Source organism: Flavobacteriales bacterium, from assembly GCA_025210295.1.
Classification (GTDB): domain Bacteria; phylum Bacteroidota; class Bacteroidia; order Flavobacteriales_D; family Parvicellaceae; genus S010-51.
Genome location: JAOASC010000004.1, coordinates 24,468 through 43,669 on the forward strand (window position 1 = coordinate 24,468; position 19,202 = coordinate 43,669).

Consider the following 19,202-nt stretch of genomic DNA (forward strand, 5'->3'; position numbering starts at 1 on the left):
TACCCCAAACAATAAAAAATGAAGATTGAAAAAACATCAATAGACGGAGTTATCATACTCACCCCGAATGTATTTGGAGATGATAGAGGTTATTTTTTTGAATCATTTAATCAACAACAATTTGAAAAGGCAATAGGTAGGCAAGTTCAATTTGTTCAAGATAATCAATCTAAATCCCAAAAAGGAGTATTAAGAGGATTACATTTTCAAAACCCTCCTTATGCTCAAGGCAAATTAGTTCGTGTTTTAGCAGGTAGTGTTTTAGACGTAGCTGTTGATATACGAAAAGACTCCCCAACTTATGGTCAACACCTTACTTTTCACCTTGATAGTTTGGCCAACAAAATGGTTTGGTTGCCTGAAGGAATTGCCCATGGTTTTGTTGCATTAGAAGACGACACTGTTTTCTTTTACAAATGCACTAACTATTATAATAAAGGAAGTGAAGGCTGCATACTATGGAATGATTCTGATTTAAACATTAATTGGAATACTGCAGAACCAATATTATCTGACAAAGATAAAGTTGGGCAACCCTTTCAAACATTTAAATCTAACTTCTAAACCAACTTTAAAGTGGAAGAAAGTCAATATATTTTTATCATATACTCTATCTTTTCCATTAGTATGGTCTTATTCAATTTCATTATGAATATGATCTTACTGAAATTTATTACAAATTTAGGAATAAGAGGAAAGGACCAACCAATTATTAGGTGGAGTAGCGTATCCAAACCGGCAATAGGAGGATTATCATTTTATGTTTCCTTTTTATTATCTACAGCTTGTTTTTCCATTTTCTTTCCAAGTGCATCATTATTTCACGATATCGAAGCGTTAGGAGTAATAGGGGCTACAGCAATGGCCTTTTTAATGGGATTAGCTGATGATGCATACAACACCAAGCCTTGGCTTAAGTTTTTTGTCCAACTAATCTGTGGTATACTATTAATATTCTCAGGTGATTATATTCATTTTTTTGAAATTGAACTTCTTAATTACGCCTTAACCATTTTATGGATTATTGGTATTATGAATTCCATTAATATGCTCGACAATATGGATGGAATAACCGGTACTGTTTCCATTTTTATTCTCTTAATCTGTATCTCCTTTTTAGCCATAAATGGGAACTATGCCTCTTTCGACTTTATTGTAATGTTAGGAGTATTATCATCATTGATCGCTTTTTTGTTTTACAATTGGAATCCATCTAAAATGTTTATGGGCGACACAGGCAGTCAATTTTTAGGGATGTTTATTGCAGCCATGGGGATAAAGTACATCTGGAATAGTACTACTTTTGATGGGGATTCTGAAAGTCTTCAAAAGATTTTCACTGTTTTAATCGCTTTTATTCTTCCTATTGTCGATACCACAACTGTTATCATCAACAGGCTATCCAGAAAACAATCTCCTTTTATTGGGGGAAAAGACCACACTACCCACCACTTATCCTACTTAGGACTATCCGACAGTAGAGTGGGATTCATATTCTTAGGCTTATCTATTATCTCTTTAATTATTTGTATAGGTATATTCAAATTCATTGATACATGGAGGTGGTATCATTCTGCTATTTTATTAGTCTATTTTTTAATTATCTTTGGCTTTCTATTTGGGTTTACCCAAATCAATAAAGACAAAAGAAAATGATTTATAAACTACTAATTATCTTTACTTTTTCAATCTTTAGCTTATTTCTCCTAACTAACTGTGAAGAAAAACAAGCGCAAGAAGAGTTACCAAAAATTCAAGAAAACAGATTAGAGACTGAAAAGAAACATAATGCTCCCCCCCATTATGAATATCGAATAAATGCCCCAAAAACTCCTAAGGACATTCATTTTTGTAATGAACCTGTACCTGTGAATCAAGCCTTTATTTATGAAAAGCTAGACCGAGAATTACTCGTCAATATGTATTGGCAATCTCAAACATTTTTATTTATCAAACGTGCTCAAAAATGGTTTCCTATTATTGAACCCATCCTAAAGGAACATCATATTCCAGATGACTTTAAATACCTCGCTTTAATCGAAAGTGGGCTAATGAATGTAACCTCTCCTTCTGGAGCAAAAGGTTTTTGGCAATTTATGCCCTCAACTGCTAAAGGGTTAAATCTTGAAGTAAATGCCTATGTAGATGAGCGATATCATGTAGAAAAAGCAACTATTGCAGCTTGTGAATACCTAAACAAAGCTTACCAAAAGTTTGGAAGTTGGACATTAGCTGCTGCTTCATACAACATGGGAAAAGCGGGATTAAGCAACCGATTAACCCAACAAAAAGTTAAAAGCTATTATGACCTACTTCTAAACCAAGAAACAGGAAGATATGTTTATCGAATTCTAGCAGTAAAAACAATTCTTTCAAACCCTATTCAATATGGATTTTCTCTAGATCAAGAAGATTATTATACTTTACCTGATTATCAAACCATAACGATAGACAGTTCAATAACTAACCTTGTTTTGTTCTCTAAGTCGTTTGATATGACCTATATGGAGTTAAAAGCTTTGAATCCTTGGCTTAGAGACACCAACCTACCCAACAAGAATGGAAAAACTTATGCTATTAAAGTTTTAAAATAACCCGTAGTTTATGGATAATAAATTTGTTGTAGAAGAAGGAAACATTGAGGTCGTTGGAGCCAGAGCACACAACTTAAAAAACATTTCGATAGCTATTCCTAGGAATCAACTCGTTGTCATCACTGGGCTAAGTGGAAGCGGAAAATCTTCATTAGCTTTTGATACGATCTTTGCAGAAGGACAAAGAAGATATATGGAGACATTCTCTGCTTATGCTAGACAATTCATGGGGAATCTTAGCCGACCGGATGTAGATAAAATAACTGGTCTAAGCCCTGTAATTTCTATCGAACAAAAAACCGTTAGTAAAAGCCCTCGTTCTACGGTGGGGACCATTACAGAAATCTATGGTTTTTTAAGGTTACTTTATGCTAGAGCATCTACAGCAACTTCTCCAACAACAGGCGAGGAAATGATCAAATATTCTGAAAAAGAAATTCAGGAGTTGATCAACCAAAAATACCTAAACGAAAAAATAGTTGTACTAGCTCCTTTGGTTAAAGCAAGAAAGGGACATTATAGAGAACTATTTGAACGTTTAAATAAACAAGGTTTTTTAAAAGTAAGAGCCAATGGAGCAATTCAAGAGATTACTCCAGGCCTTAAACTTGATCGATACAAGACACATGATATTGAAGTGATCATAGATCGAATTAAGGTAGAAAAAAAGGCCAACAAAAGGTTAAACAAAGCTATAGAAGAAGCTTTAAAAAAGGGAAAAGGTGAATTAATCATTGTACATCACGACACCAATAAAGAGCAGCATTTTAGTCGCTTTTTGATGTGCCCCACTTCTGGTTTTTCATTACCTGAAGCTGAGCCCAATATTTTCTCTTTTAATTCACCTCATGGAGCTTGTACAAAATGTAACGGTATAGGAGAGGTTACTGAAATTGCTTTGGATAAAATTATTCCAGATGAAAAACTTTCTGTAAAAAAGGGTGGAATTGCTCCACTTGGAAAATACAGAGCCAATCATCTTTTTAAACAAGTTGAAATTATTCTTAAAAATGCTGGAGCAACTTTAGATACTCCAATTCATAAAATTCCAGAAAAAGTATTGAACACTCTTCTATATGGAAGTGATGAAATTATTAAATTCTTAGGAGATAATGGGGTCAATGAAATCGTTTCTAATTTTGAGGGGATTATCAATTTCGTTTCTAGACACAAAGACGAAACTTCTTCCAAACAAATACTGAGATGGGCCGAAAGCTTTACGAATAAAACAAAATGCAGTACTTGTAATGGAAGTCGATTGAAAGAAAGTGCCCTACTATATAAAATTGATGGAAAAGCAATCCATGAATTAACCCAAATGGACCTATCTGAATTAGCAATTTGGGTCAAAGAACTCCCCCAAAAGTTAACGAGACAACAGAACATCATTGCTAAAGATATCATTAAAGAAATTAATGATCGAGTTGGCTTTCTTTTAGAAGTAGGATTAGACTACTTATCACTCAACCTAAGTGCTAAAACCCTTTCTGGAGGGGAAGCACAACGTATTCGCCTTGCGACTCAAATAGGCTCTGAGTTAACAGGTGTTTTATACATTCTGGATGAACCATCAATTGGCCTTCACCAAAGAGACAACACAAGGCTGATTCAATCCCTTAAAAATTTAAGAGATGGTGGGAACTCTGTGATTGTTGTTGAACATGATAAAGAAATCATGTTAGAGTCAGATTATTTAATTGACATCGGCCCTGCAGCAGGTGTTAATGGAGGTCATATTGTCTCACAGGGGAAACCTGATGAGTTAAAAAACGAGCAATCAATTACCAGTCAATATGTTTCTGGAACCAAAGGTATAGCCGTTCCTAAAAAAAGAAGAAAAGGCAACGGCAACAGTATTGAAATAAAAGGAGCTACTGGACATAATTTAAAAAACGTAACCGTTAAATTTCCGCTTGAAAAGTTTATTTGCGTTACAGGGGTTTCTGGTAGTGGAAAATCATCATTAGTTAACGGGACCCTCTACCCTATTTTAAGTCAACACTTTTATAAATCTATTAAAAATCCACTTCCTTATAAAAAAGTAAATGGTTTAGAACATATCGATAAAGTCATAGAAATAGATCAATCTCCAATAGGAAGAACCCCACGTTCTAATCCAGCTACATATACCAATGTATTTGGTGATATTAGAGCCCTCTATGCCAATTTACCAGAATCTAAAATCAGAGGATATAAACCAGGAAGGTTTTCTTTTAATGTAAAAGGTGGTCGCTGTGAAGAATGTAAAGGTTCTGGAGTCAAAACAATTGAAATGAACTTTCTACCAGATGTTCTTGTAGAATGCGACACTTGCTTTGGAAAAAGATACAATCGAGAGACGTTAGAAGTAAGATACAAAGGAAAATCAATTAATGATGTTTTAGAACTTCCCATTAGCGAAGCGGTTGAGTTTTTTGAAAACATTCCAGCTATTCATCAAAAATTGACTACTTTAGACGCCGTTGGTCTAGGTTATATTAAATTAGGGCAACCTTCTACGACTTTATCAGGAGGGGAAGCTCAGCGTATAAAACTGGCTACAGAATTATCAAAGAAAGACACAGGAAAAACATTTTATATTTTGGATGAACCCTCTACAGGGTTACATTTCCAAGATATACAACTGTTATTGAATGTTTTAAATAAATTGGTAGATAATGGAAATACTGTACTAGTAATTGAACACAACCTAGACATCATAAAAGTTGCAGACCATATTATTGATGTGGGAATGGAAGGTGGAAAAAATGGAGGTGAGATACTTGCTGTCGGAACTCCTGAACAACTGGTAAAAAAGGAAGTGGGATACACTTCAAAATATTTAAAAGAAGAATTATAAATAAAAACGAAACAAAAATACGACAATAACGTAACAACGTCGTCTTGATAATATTTTAACCGAATTATGGAAAATAACGAAAAAAGAGATAGAGTAAAAGAAGCATTTAAGCAAAAGACATGGAATGAAATTAGAACCAATGATAGTTGGGCGGTTTTTAAAATCATGTCTGAATTTGTAGAGGGATATGAAAGATTAGGAAAGATAGGACCATGTGTTTCTATTTTTGGATCTGCAAGAACTAAACCAGGTACAAGATACTATGAACTAGCTGAAGAAATCGCCTACCAATTAACGCTTAATGACTATGGAGTAATTACTGGTGGAGGACCAGGTATCATGGAAGCTGGAAATAAAGGTGCTAAAAAAGGAAAAGGAATTTCAGTTGGACTGAACATTGACTTACCTTTTGAACAAGAAGGAAATCCATATATTGACCACGACAAATTAATTAACTTTGATTATTTCTTTGTCAGAAAAGTAATGTTTGTGAAATACGCTCAGGGATTCATCGTATTACCTGGAGGTTTTGGAACATTAGACGAACTATTTGAAGCCATCACATTAATTCAAACGACCAAAACTGGTAAATTCCCAATTATTCTTGTTGGAAAAGATTTCTGGAGTGGCCTTTTAAAATGGGTAAAAGAAGTGTTATTAGATCAAGAGAAAAACATTAGTCCTGAAGACATAGACTTAATGGTACTTGTAGATACTGCTGAAGAAGCTGTTGATGAAATTAATAAATTCTACAAAAAACACATGTTAACGCCTAACTTCTAGTAATGACGAATTTGGGCAAATACTTGCCAACCAATTAATTTTTAATATATTTACTATTGCTATCTGTCTTAATTTTATTGAAATAGGTAGCAATTTTTATAAAAAGTTAATCATTATGAGAATCTTTACATTAATCCTTTTATTTGTTCTTATCTTTCAGCAAGTACTTGCACAACACACAAGAAATGATGGAAGAATAGAGTTAGTAACATTAGGAGCTGGAACCGGCTTTTCTACTTTTATGGGAGACATTGGTATCCAAGGGGAGGTAAGCCCTCTAGCCAATATTAGATCTTTTCATTATGTCAATTTTGAAAGACGTTTTGGTAATATTTTGGGAGCTCAAATTGATGCGAGTTTTGGAAAGCTTTCGTATAATGAACATTCAAAAGATGTATTAAAAAATCGCAATTTTGAATCCAAAACACTTCAAGCTGGAATCAACCTCGTCTTACATTTTGACAATGATCTTTTGATAAAGCGTAAAACTCCTTTTGCTCCATATATTTCAGCTGGTTTTCACTATTTAAAATTTGATTCTTATACTGACTTAAAAGACAAGAATGGTGTTGCCTATCAATACTGGAGTGACGGAACAATTAATGATATTGTTGAAAATGACAAAGATGCGCCAAATGCAACTATTCTTTACAGGGATTATGTATATGAAACACAATTAACAGACTCTACGACAAATTATGCTAGAAACAGCTTTGCTGTACCATTGACATTAGGTTTAAAATGGAAAATTACACCTCGCTTCCACGGTCGTTTTTTCGGGACCTACAACATCATATTTACAGATTGGGTTGACAATATTAAAGCCAATGACAATAATGATAAAAATATTAATGTAGGGTTTGGTTTACATTATGTTTTAAGAATGAAAAACAAAGAGCGAAGACATTTATATGATGATGTGGACTTTGTTGCTATTGCCAATTCAGATGCAGATGGAGATAAAGTTTCGGACGACATTGATAAATGTCAAAACACTCCAAAAGGGGTAGAAGTTGACGCTGTTGGTTGTCCTCTAGATAGAGATAAAGATGGTGTTCCAGATTATCTTGATGAAGAAGATAATACAGCTAAAGGAGCAATTGTTGATGAAAAGGGACGAACATTAACAGATGAAATTATTCAAGAAAGAAAGGAGGCTATGTTAGCTATGATTACCGAACGTAAATCTAGTTTTTCTGAAGATGCTTCTGCTGCAACATTAGACAAAATATTTGACGAAATTAAAAAGAAAAGAGGAACCCAAGGTCAAATACCACCTCACCTAGAAGAGGTAGACACTAACAAAGATGGTTTAATTTCACCTCAAGAGGTTTCTAATGCGATGGATGCTTTCTTTGAAGGTTCAAGTTCTCTATCTGTACATTCACTACATGACTTAATCGACTACTTCTTTGAACAATAAATCAATTATGAAATTAAAAACTTTATTTTTTTTATTACTTGTTATCCCCTCATTTTTTGCGCAAGAAAAAGACTTGCTCTCAATTGGAGCGGGAGTTGGTGTAGCAGGATATAACGGAGATTTAATAGGAAACTCTAACGAATCTATTTTATCCAATACCAAAACGTATTATAATTTTGGATTAGAAAGAAGGTTTGGAAAAATATTAGGAGTTGAATTAGCGGGATTATTAGGGAAACTCTCGTACAATGAAAACACATTAGACAGTATTTCCTATCGAAATTTTGAAGCAGATGTTCAACAGTTTGGGATTAACTTAATTTTCAATTTTGACAATGATGTCACCATGAAAAAACAATCTCCTTTTTCTCCCTATATAGCTGCAGGATTTCAACTTTTTAGCTTTAAATCTGCTGCTGACTTAGTAGATAAAGATGGGAACAATTATCATTATTGGGATGATGGCTCTATTAGAATTGTAGCACAGAATTCTCCAGACGCATCATATAACACTCCTATTACCAAAAGAGATTACGACTTTGAGACTCCATTAAGTGGTAATTATAACAATTATACATTTGCTATTCCTGCTACTTTAGGTTTAAAATGGAAAATTACCGAACGTTTTCAAGGAAGAATCTATGGGACTTATAACTTTTTGATGAGTGACTATATTGACAATGTAGCTGAAGATGATAAAAACGATAGTTTTTTTAATGGCGGTTTTTCACTTCACTATATTTTAAGAAAAGGAAAAACAAAAGAGGAAAAAAATAAAGACCTTTATAAAGATGTAGACTTTAAAAAGATTAATCGTTCAGATAGAGATAAAGATGGTGTACCAGATATTAAAGATGATTGTCAAGGAACTCCTTGGAATGCAAAAGTTGATAAAAAGGGTTGTCCTCTTGATGGGGATAAAGACGGAGTTCCTGATTATAAGGATCAACAATTAGATACTCCTGAGGGAATGAATGTTGACGAAATAGGACAAGCCATTACAGACTCTTTAATCCAAGCACGTATAGAAGAAAAAAATAGAATTGTTACTGAACGTAAAACTACTTTCTCAAAAGAAGCTAGTACTGAAACGTTAGACAATATCTTTGCCGATATTCAACAACGTTTAGCTCAGAGTAATATTTCTAGTAAAAAAATTGGTGAAAACATGCCTGAGAATTTAAAAACCGTTGATACCAATACTGATGGATTAATCTCCACTCAAGAAATGCAAGATGCATTTGATGGTTTCTTCGATGGTACGAATAGTTTTACTGTTAAAGACCTCCATAAGTTAGTAGATTATTTCTTTGAACAATAAATTAAAAAAATACCAGTCCATTGGACATTAACAAAAAATAACCTACCTTTATCAACATTTTTGTAAGATATTAACAAAACACACCCAAAAAGTTAATTATGTATAAATCACTATTTATATCCTTAAATATCGTAGGAATGCTTATGGTTCCTCTATTATATGTCGGAGATGTTTCTATTACCCAATCTGGGAGTTCACAAGTAGCAGCTGGAGATGAGATAGAAGTAACGATTGCTATTACCAAAGAAGGTGTAGCTGGTCCTGCAAGGTTAAAATTAGATTTAACTAATGCGCAAGGCATAGAAATAGAGGATATAGAAACTGAAGGAGCGTCATTTTCATTTAATGAGACTAGTGCTTTATTTATTTGGTATTCTATACAGCCAACTGATCAAATTACCTTAAAATATCGAGTAATTGCTGATGCCAGTGCTTCAGGGAGTAAGACCATAACAGGAAGCTTTTCATACTTGGATGAAGATGAGCGTAAAAAGAAAGATATTCAGCCCTTTAACTTTACGATTTCAGGAGATGGAGCTATAGCTAGTACAACAACTGAAGACCCTGTAGTTGATGAAAGTGGCGAGGAAACTGAAACTGTAGAAGCTGTAACGCCACCTGAAAGCACCAATACTGAAGATACTTCAAGTTCAACGACTACCAATGAGGAAGAGGAAAACAACACTTCCATAGCTAGTTCTGAAGAGCCTGAAAATACAGAAACAGAAACAGATAATACACCTGATCCTATTGTATTAGAAGGTGAAGAAGAAAACGAGACTGTTGAAGCTGTAGCTACTAACACTCCGTCATCCAATGAATCAAGCACTAATTCTTCTACTCCTCCTGGGGATGTAAAATGTACAAGATCGATTCAAAAGCAAGGAGAAAACTTCATTGTTTCTGTAAATATAAACAAAGGTATCAATGGTGGTTTTGCAAGAGTAAAGGAAGAAATCCCTGCTGGATTTAAAGCTGAAAAAGTTGAAGCTGCTGGGTCTATTTTTAAGTTTGCTGATAATTCAGCCAAATTTTTATGGAGTCAAATCCCAAGAAATGTAGAACAACTAACTGTTAAATATCGTCTAATTCCAACGGAAAATGTTTCTGGAACTTATTCTATTAGAGGTTCATTTTCAGCTGAATTCTTAATCGAAGATGACAAACCTAAGAAAATTAGAATTGCAACATCTACAATAGATGTTGACGGTGGGATCATTGCCGACAACAGCGATAACAACTCCAATAATACGACTTCAAACAATTCTAGTAACAATCAATCGTATGATAACACTACTGGAGCAACAACCTCAGCTACTTCTATTAGTTCAACATCAAACACGAATGGAGTTAAGTATAGAGTTCAAATTATTGCTGCTCACAATACCGTTTCTAAGAGGTATATAAAAAAAGCCTTTGGTTATAGCGGTTCTGTAAACCTTGAAAACCATGAAGGTTGGGTTAAATACACCACAAATGGATACAACACCTATAAAGATGCGAGAGACAAAAGAAATTCGTTAAACAACTATGATTTTGATGGTCCTTTTGTCACGGCATATAATAATGGTGATCGTATTACTGTTCAAGAAGCTTTGATGATTAGCAACCAATCTTGGATACAATAAATGAGACATTCCAATACATTTTATACAAACACTAAAAAGAGCTTATATCAATAAGCTCTTTTTTTATCTTTTTATTACCTTTGGTTCATATAATTTTTTAGATACCAAAGAAAAAGAATAAAATGTTAGAACTTCAACGAATTAGAGAGCAGAAAGACGAGATTATAAAAGCATTTAATATTAGAAACATTGATGTTTCATCGTTATTAAATGAGGTCGTTGAATTAGATGAAGCAAGAAGAAAAACTCAAGGATTATTAGATAGCACCTTAGCTGAAAGTAATCAATTAGCGAAATCAATTGGACTTCTTTTTAGAGAGGGCAAACAAGCTGAAGCTAATGAGTTAAAAGCTAAAACTGGTACCCTTAAGGACCAATCGAAAGAACTAAAGGAAGAGGAAGCAAAAATTCAAGATAGAATTAATGAAATTCTATATCAGATCCCTAATGTACCTAATCCTATTGTGCCTAAGGGAAATACAGATGAAGATAATGAAGTTGTAATGACCGCTGGAACTGTTCCTGAATTAGGAGAACATAACTTACCACACTGGGAACTGGCAAAAAAATATAACCTTATTGATTTTGAATTAGGTGTAAAAATTTCGGGAGCTGGTTTTCCTGTATACAATGGAAAAGGGGCTAGATTACAAAGAGCATTGATTAACTTCTTTATAGATGAAGCACAAAAAGCTGGATATGAAGAGGTCATTCCCCCTCTATTAGTTAATGAAGCCTCTGGATTTGGTACTGGTCAATTGCCAGATAAGGAGGGGCAAATGTATCATGATGCAACTGACAATCTTTTTTTGATTCCTACTGCTGAAGTTCCTATTACTAACATTTTTAGAGATGTTATTTTAGAAGCAAAGGATTTTCCTATTAAGAAAACAGGTTATACTCCTTGTTTCAGAAGAGAAGCTGGTTCTTATGGAAAAGATGTTAGAGGATTGAACCGTCTACATCAATTTGATAAAGTAGAAATTGTTCAAGTTGCTCATCCTAGTCAAAGTTATCAGTTATTGGATAATATGGTTGATCATGTTAAATCATTATTGGATCAATTAGAACTCCCATATAGAGTTTTAAGGTTATGTGGAGGAGATTTAGGTTTTACCTCTGCCCTCACCTATGATCTTGAGGTCTTCTCAGCAGCGCAAGAAAGATGGTTAGAAGTAAGTTCTGTTTCAAATTTTGAGACTTTCCAAGCGAATAGACTTAAGCTAAGATTTAGAGAAGATGGAGGAAAACCACAATTGGCACACACTTTGAATGGTAGTGCATTGGCATTACCTAGAATAGTTGCCGCTCTTTTGGAAAACAATCAAACAGCAGAAGGGATTAGAATTCCTAAGGCTTTAGTTCCTTACACTGGCTTTGAAATGATATAATCTTATTATGAAACATCTTGCAATTTTATTAATCTCAAGTTTACTTTTTTCTTGTTCATCAAAAGATCATGAAGCGCTCAACGAAGTTGAACAGTTAGCAAGCAAGGTTGATGCATTAGAGAAACAGTTTACTGCTATCGATCATCAGGCTTTGAAAGATGCAAAAAAACAATACGACACCAGCATTGAATTAATTAAGTCCTATTATTTTAAAGACACTGTAGATGTGCTGTTTATGAATAGTTTAGATTTTTATAAAAATGTAAAAACAAGCACTAAACTACTGAATAAGAACAAAGAAATAATTGGAAACAACTTTGAAACGATGCATAGTCAACTCTCTATTTTAAAAGAAGATATAGAGAATACTGCTATACAAGGGAAGCAATTAAAAAATGCTTTAATAAACGAAAACAAGAATGTTTATCAACTTGATAGCATGGTTAATTTGTATGTAGAAAATGCTGATAGAATTCTTTTTGTTCACGACTCTATTGCTGGCTATATCAAAAATAAAACACTTAGTTTTTAATTGAATTATTTTTTTAAAATAGCATTATTTCTGGTATTGGCTGTAGGGGCTATTACTTCCTTTTCTCAATCTGAACAAGACAAGAGATTGGCTTTAAATTATTATAACCAGGGAGAGTTCGATAAAGCTTTGACTTATTACCAAAGAATATACACTGCGAACCCCTCTTTTTATAACTTCAGCTATACCTACAATTGCCATGTCGAACTAAAAGAACTCAAGGAAGCAGAAAAGCTTACTAAAAAGTATCAACGTAAGAACCCTAAGGAGTTAAGGACCTATGTTTACTTAGGAAAAGTTTATGATTTGGCAGAAGATGCTGAAAAAGCTAAAGCATATTATGACAAGGCTATTAATAACATCGATCAGCATACACGTTCAAATAAAATAGGAACATTAGCCCTATTATTTGAAAAGGAAAATAAACTACAATATGCTGTCGAAACCTATTTAAAAGCCAATCAATTTGCTAAAGGAAACCCTTATATGTATAATCGTAAAATCGCTCAATTATACAATAGACAAGGGAAAACAGAATTAATGATTGAAACCTTACTCAACCTTGTTGATGTTAATGAAGGTTTTTTACTGCAAACCCAAAGTGGTTTAAATAATTCCATCGACTTTAATGAGGAACCTAAAAAAGTCGAATTATTAAAAAAAGAATTATTAAAAAGAGTTCAAGCCCACCCTAACCAACCGGTTTACAATGAACTATTAGCATGGTTTTTCACTCAAAAAGGAGACTTTAAAAGCGCCCTTATCCAACTTAAAGCTCTTGACAAAAGAGAGCAGGGTGAAGGTGAACGTGTCTATAACCTCGGAAACACTTGTTTTAATAATGAAGAATACGACATTGCTATTGAAGCTTACGATTACATTATTGAATTATCGTCCGACTCAAGGTATTATCGAGCTGCTAAAAGTAACCGACTAAAAACTTTAAAGAAGAAAATAACTTCAGGAAGAAGCTATACTCAAGAAGAAGTCTTAGCTCTTAAAAAAGATTATGAAAATACTTTAAAAGATCTGGGAAAAAATAGCTACTCTATCCAACTAATTAAAGAATTAGCTAATTTGAATGCTTATTATATTAATGATGCGCAAGCTGCCCGAGATTTATTAGAAGATGCTCTAAAATTCCCTCGATTAAACTCCAAAGAAAAAGCTAAAGTTAAGATTCAGTTAGCTGATGTTTTAGTTGTACAGAATGAAGTTTGGGACGCCTCTTTATATTACATGCAAGTTGAAAAAAACTTTAAGGAAGATCCTATTGGCCATGAGGCTAAATATAAAAATGCCAAAATTTACTATTACACTGGGGACTTCGATTGGGCTAAAGCTCAATTGGATGTTTTAAAGGCCTCTACCTCAAAGCTAATCGCCAATGATGCTATGGAATTATCGCTGTTAATTACCAGTAATACAGGACTCGATACTACGGAAAAACCAATGCAATTGTTTTCAAGTGCTGATTTATTGATTGAACAACATTTATATGAACAAGCTTTAGCTAAATATGACACCCTCAATAAAATGTTTCCTTATCATTCATTAGAAGATGAAATTTTGTGGAAAAAGCATACTATTGAACGTAAAAAGGGAAACATCAATGCTGCTATCGGTTATTTAGAACAAATCGCTACTAATTTTAATGAAGACGTTTTAGCTGATAATGCTTTATATGAATTAGGTATTATTCATGAGACATTACTTAAAGATCAATCAAAAGCTGCTGAATATTATAAAAAATTACTTTTTCAATATCCGGGCAGTCTATTTTTAATAGAAGCTAGAAAACGATACAGAGCAATAACAAATTAACACATTATGATTTTATATAACGTAACTGTAAATATTGATCATTCAGTTGAAGAAGAATGGTTAAGATGGATGAAAGAACAACATATTCCAGATGTAATGAATACAGGCTGTTTTAAACGTAATTTAATGTGCAAAATCAATGCTGAAACAGAGGGAGGCACTAGCTACTCTATTCAATACTTTTGCGAATCACAAAAAGAGCTAGATCAATACCTCAACAATCATGCAGCTCAATTACAACAAGAACACGCTAGTAAATATCAGGGAAAATTTGCAGCATTCAGAACCTTATTAGAAGTAATACATACACAAGATTTTTAATTGATACAAAATATAAACTATGAGTTTAACAGCACAAATAAACGGAGATATCAAGCAAGCCATGTTAGCTAAAGAGAAAGAGAAGTTAGCTGCTCTTAGAGCGATTAAGGCTGCTTTATTATTAGAAGCGACTAAAGAAGGGAATAATGGAGAAATTACTGAAGCTGCTGAGCTTAGTATTTTACAAAAACTATATAAGCAACGAACAGATGCTTCAAAAATATATATCGAACAGGGGCGCGAAGATTTAGCAAATGAGGAAAATTTTCAAGCTTCTGTAATAAAAGCTTACCTTCCTGAACAAATGAGTGAAGCTGAAATCACTAAAGTAGTCAAGGAAATTATTGCTTCAGTTGGAGCGTCTTCACCATCAGACATGGGGAAAGTAATGGGACCGACAATGGGAAGACTAAAAGGAAAAGCTGATGGAAATCTAATTTCTAAAATTGTTAAGCAGGAACTAAGTTAAAACGATTAATATGGAGTATCGAATAATAGCCATTACGACTATTATTCGATACTCACTTCACTTTTATTGTCATTCTTTGATTTATAAATAAAACTCAATCCAAGCATCAACCTGTTCTATAGAATTCGGTCTTAGTACAATGTTATTTTCTCGGTCTAATAAAAACATTGTAGGGGTTGAGAACACATGATAATCTTTGGCTGCTTGTGTATCCCATTGTTTAAAATCACAAGTAGAAAGAAATGGAAAATCTTTAACAAAGCTAATATAATCTTCCTTATTATTGTCTAAAGATACCAGTACTACATCCATTCCTTTTCCCTGCCATTTATGATATAAACTACTGACTTTTGGTATTTCCTGAGTACACTTCGGACACCAACTAGCACCAAATATAATAAGCTTGTAAGCTGAAGACAGGTGGGTAAACTGAGACCTTTTCTGCAGCTCTTTTCCTTCCTTTACCGTTACTCCATTAAATAACAAATCTTTGGCTTTATTCCCCACTTTCATTGTTCTATATATCTCCAACTGATTCGCTAAATCTGCATCAACTGTACAGCTATTTTGAGTTAGCACTTTAAGTGCTAAATATTCAGAAGCCTTAAAAAGGCTATGCTTTTCTAATAAGTCGAAGAGGTAATCAGTAACTTCATTAAAAACTTTATTATCATTTTCTAAACTCTCCAAGAGTAAATCTGTTGAAAGATTCATTTCTACAAAAACGCTATCCAATGGTTTTCCACTGTTCTCGATGAGCCAATAATGAGCATCTAACAGCTTACTTAGCATCCCACTGTAATACAGTCTTTTATCAGCATAATTTATTGATCGAAATTGGGCTAATTTCGATGGAATTTCTTCGGGGTAATACTTAGCAACTGTAGCTATAGATTCAACAAGATTTTGAATAGGTAACAAATATTTGACATAGCTGCTATCGGGTAAACTGTTAATCATAAAAACATCCGCTGCTTCTACCTCCTTAATTTGAGTTTGAATAATACTGATGATTTGCTGACGCTCTTGGTATACCTTATTTGCTTGATATTGCTTTAAGGTATATTTCCATCCAGATAAAACAGCTTCATGTTGCTGATGTGCATTGATATAATCGTAGTAACTTTTATTTTCAATACTATTCACAAAGCGAAAACTTTCATATTCTACCAAATGTGTTCCCGAAAGCTTAATATTATTTCCATCAAGCACAATCGGAATAGTTGAATAATCGGAAGCTTGAAGATATCCCATCCCTTTATTTAGAACGGAATAATTGAGCTCAAACCGACCCAAACTATCTGCCTTGCAACTATCCAATAATCGAGCCTTTAAACCAGTGTGACCGTATAGCTCTATTTGCTGCTCGGCATGAAAAAAGAATTCCCCTGTTAATGTTTGTGAATAAGATACCATCCCACGCACAATTAATAATACTATTACAACGACTCTTCCCATATTAATTTATTTAATCCATTATACAAACGACCAGTTCTCCTTAACTTACATTCATCCTCCTAATAAATAGTAGAAAAAGTTACTTAGACATGGTTCTTTTCTTTTCAACGGGTAGTCATAAAAAATACCAACTCTACCGCTCCTTAGGAGCTATTAAATCTCAGACTTCATCATACGCTTACTATTTTAAGTTCAAAACTATTTTGTTTTACTTCGTTTTATAATTCTGGCAAAATTAAATCGTAGTACAACAACTTGTTACTTAGTTCAAACATAAGTAGAAAGCGCTTTGGTTGTATTGGTTTTTAGTTAAACAAGACAAACAGCTCGTTCAACTACAGAATACAACTTTAGACAATATGACTAATAAAAGGGAAAGGTTCAATTTAGATCAATACGAATATGTTTTACATCAAAACAAACATCATAATTTATTTTATCCGATTTTATTTAATGTTCGTCAATTAAATTGACCTATATTTCTTTTTATTAGTAAATTAACTTAAACACTAAATATTAAATTATATAAATTACCCCGTTAAATAAAAATAGGCTACCCCCTAAAAAGATTTCTACCTGTATATTGGTGTTATAAACGAGCTTTTAGATTAAAAATCTAAAGCTCGTTTTTTTTACTCAATAAATTCCACTGAAAGTATCACTTCATTGGTAGCCCCATCATTACTTCCTCCAGGAGTAGACAATAAACGATCCAATGATAATATATCCCCAGCGTTTAAAAACAGAAGCGTAGAAGTAGACGCGCTAGTTCCCCATGAGGAAGACGCACCTGAATAATGTGGTTCCCATGTATTAACTCCATTAACTTTTAGCTCCCATTGTACGAGATAGGGACTTGTAAATCCTGAGGCCCAGGCTGAAATTGAAACCTTATACGTTCCTGAATTTGGCACCGTTATGTTATCATTTGTTACATTAGCTCCTCCTCCCTGCCCTACAACTGAGGCATTTGAAAAATTAATAGTCACTTGTCCTCCTAGTCCAGGAAAACTCTCTCCCTCTGATAAATAAGCCATCCAAGTACCAGGCAATGCTTTCCAAGTTGACCTTCCTAAAGCATCAGATACCAAAACTTTATTTTCACCTTCTGTTCCATTTATTATTTTTAAATACCCATTAACCTCTAATGTTTCGGTAGGGCTTGCCGTTCCTATACCCACCATTCCTTTAGTATAAATCGTATCGGTTATTTGATCAGCTGGAGTAGTTCCTCCTACTTCATACCAATCATTTCCTGCGGTACTCCCACCCATTGGGACCCATATTGATCCATCAAAATAATAAAAGCCAGGAGTGACGTCTGATACTGTAGCCGTATTATAAATTAATAAACTAGTAGCAGGAGAAGCTATTGTTACCAAATCATTGGTTCCTGTTAATGCTATACGAGGAAATAGCACCCCTTTATCGTTTGCACTAATATCCAAAGCCGCAGACGGATCAGGTAACGCACCTGCCGCATTAATTCCGATATTTTGAGCTGGTATTATAAACAGCGTAAACGTTGCTATAACTATACTAATTAATCTTACAATAAATTCAATTTTTTTCATCTTTTTAACCTCATCCCAAAATACAAGCGAGACTATTGCTCTAGGGGATACTCAAGCTATGAAGATAGGGTAACTAGCATAAGTTTCAAATAAAAACAATATGTTTTTGTACTATACCTCCTAAAATAGATAAGCTCTAAATTAAAAATAACTTAGAGCTTATAAACAAAACCTATAATTTAGTAGCGACACATTAAACCAACATAAAAAATAAGAGCGCAACCACTAGCTATAGGCTTTTATTATTCTTTTATACAACGAATACTATGTCCTGACTTACGGTCTACAGTCCCCATCCCTGCACCAGTACTCATACTCAATAACCTAGAATAAACACCATCTACTGTACTAGCCCAATAATAACCTCGCGAACCAAGATTATAGATAGTATTAAAACCTCCATGTCGATATCCTCCTGCTGTAAAACGAAGTGGAGAGTTAAAAGCACTTGTAGCATTGTCAGCTCCCCAACTCGCACGTTCAGTATCCAACTCTGCATTAGTTGGAATTCGATACCCTTTTGGGCAGGGATTATTAACTCCATTGACTCCTTGCCATAAATTAGTATTCTGAGGTACACGCCAATCGAAAGGGAAATTCCCCTCCAAAATAAAGTCTCCATGATTAGGACTGTCTACAGTTGCGTTGATTGATGTAGTATTACTTGACCTACATTGATGGCCATCTGCAAAACGTCCCCATTGGTAAAGGTCTCCATAAGCATTAGCATCTGTACTACTTGTTGCAACTTGACTTGCTCCTAAATTTCTATCCATCCATGTTTTTCCTGTCGTTGGATTTACGACATCAACGATTGCTGTGGGTACAGGTGTACAAAATACAGTTCCTGTTGGATACTCATTGATTAACTTTATTTGAGCTGCTAAATCTAAAATCGAAACTCGGTGTAAATCTCCTGAACTATTGGCTACCACGTATAAGTTATCTGTTAAAGGATTATGATCTGGAAGATTTTCTACTCGGGTTTCCCCATCAATCAGTCTCTTATACACATCAGACGCTGCCGACGATATCCAGTGTGAAA

Annotated in this window: 16 protein-coding genes; 13 read left to right on the top strand and 3 right to left on the bottom strand. The window is 34.0% G+C overall.

Translation table 11 applies throughout. The features are described 5' to 3' along the window. The first annotated feature begins 18 nt into the window (after positions 1-18). From rfbC to N4A35_01105, 13 genes are all read left to right on the top strand, one after another. Positions 19-564 (top strand): dTDP-4-dehydrorhamnose 3,5-epimerase, encoded by a 546-nt coding sequence (gene rfbC, locus N4A35_01045; protein MCT4579975.1) that lies wholly within the window; start codon positions 19-21, stop codon positions 562-564. An 84-nt stretch (positions 565-648) separates the two neighbouring features. Continuing rightward, the gene (locus tag N4A35_01050) at positions 649-1,656 is read left to right on the top strand and encodes an undecaprenyl/decaprenyl-phosphate alpha-N-acetylglucosaminyl 1-phosphate transferase (protein MCT4579976.1); all 1,008 of its coding nucleotides are present in this window, start codon (positions 649-651) and stop codon (positions 1,654-1,656) included. Beyond that, complete coding sequence (locus N4A35_01055) at positions 1,653-2,594, top strand: lytic transglycosylase domain-containing protein (protein ID MCT4579977.1); 942 nt, start codon at positions 1,653-1,655, stop codon at positions 2,592-2,594. Before N4A35_01050 ends, N4A35_01055 begins: the two co-directional genes overlap by 4 nt. A 10-nt stretch (positions 2,595-2,604) precedes the next feature. Then, complete coding sequence (gene uvrA, locus N4A35_01060) at positions 2,605-5,433, top strand: excinuclease ABC subunit UvrA (GenBank protein MCT4579978.1); 2,829 nt, start codon at positions 2,605-2,607, stop codon at positions 5,431-5,433. A gap of 66 nt (positions 5,434-5,499) precedes the next feature. After that, the gene (locus N4A35_01065; protein MCT4579979.1) at positions 5,500-6,216 is read left to right on the top strand and encodes a TIGR00730 family Rossman fold protein; all 717 of its coding nucleotides are present in this window, start codon (positions 5,500-5,502) and stop codon (positions 6,214-6,216) included. Between the two features lie 115 nt (positions 6,217-6,331). Further along, complete coding sequence (locus N4A35_01070; protein MCT4579980.1) at positions 6,332-7,639, top strand: hypothetical protein; 1,308 nt, start codon at positions 6,332-6,334, stop codon at positions 7,637-7,639. 7 nt (positions 7,640-7,646) lie between these two features. After that, on the top strand, positions 7,647-8,960 hold the full coding sequence (locus tag N4A35_01075) for a hypothetical protein (GenBank protein ID MCT4579981.1): 1,314 nt from the start codon (positions 7,647-7,649) through the stop codon (positions 8,958-8,960). Between the two features lie 98 nt (positions 8,961-9,058). Further along, positions 9,059-10,588 (top strand): hypothetical protein, encoded by a 1,530-nt coding sequence (locus tag N4A35_01080; GenBank protein MCT4579982.1) that lies wholly within the window; start codon positions 9,059-9,061, stop codon positions 10,586-10,588. A gap of 122 nt (positions 10,589-10,710) precedes the next feature. Then, entirely contained in the window at positions 10,711-11,979 is a 1,269-nt protein-coding gene (gene serS / locus N4A35_01085; protein MCT4579983.1) for a serine--tRNA ligase, read from the top strand. A 7-nt stretch (positions 11,980-11,986) separates the two neighbouring features. Further along, positions 11,987-12,511, top strand: a complete 525-nt coding sequence (locus N4A35_01090) for a hypothetical protein (protein ID MCT4579984.1) — start codon at positions 11,987-11,989, stop codon at positions 12,509-12,511. Beyond that, entirely contained in the window at positions 12,512-14,335 is a 1,824-nt protein-coding gene (locus tag N4A35_01095) for a tetratricopeptide repeat protein (GenBank protein ID MCT4579985.1), read from the top strand. A gap of 6 nt (positions 14,336-14,341) precedes the next feature. Then, positions 14,342-14,656 (top strand): DUF4286 family protein, encoded by a 315-nt coding sequence (locus N4A35_01100; GenBank protein ID MCT4579986.1) that lies wholly within the window; start codon positions 14,342-14,344, stop codon positions 14,654-14,656. A gap of 19 nt (positions 14,657-14,675) precedes the next feature. Further along, on the top strand, positions 14,676-15,125 hold the full coding sequence (locus N4A35_01105; protein ID MCT4579987.1) for a GatB/YqeY domain-containing protein: 450 nt from the start codon (positions 14,676-14,678) through the stop codon (positions 15,123-15,125). Positions 15,126-15,206: 81 nt separating this feature from the next. Here the strand turns inward: N4A35_01105 and N4A35_01110 are convergent, their stop codons facing one another. From N4A35_01110 to N4A35_01120, 3 genes are all read right to left on the bottom strand, one after another. Continuing rightward, a complete protein-coding gene (locus N4A35_01110) occupies positions 15,207-16,583 on the bottom strand; it encodes a thioredoxin-like domain-containing protein (protein MCT4579988.1) in 1,377 nt (458 codons plus the stop codon). 632 nt (positions 16,584-17,215) lie between these two features. Further along, entirely contained in the window at positions 17,216-18,157 is a 942-nt protein-coding gene (locus N4A35_01115; protein MCT4579989.1) for a hypothetical protein, read from the bottom strand. A 242-nt stretch (positions 18,158-18,399) separates the two neighbouring features. Beyond that, positions 18,400-19,202: fibrobacter succinogenes major paralogous domain-containing protein (locus tag N4A35_01120; protein ID MCT4579990.1), on the bottom strand; the 803-nt coding region annotated here is incomplete at its 5' end.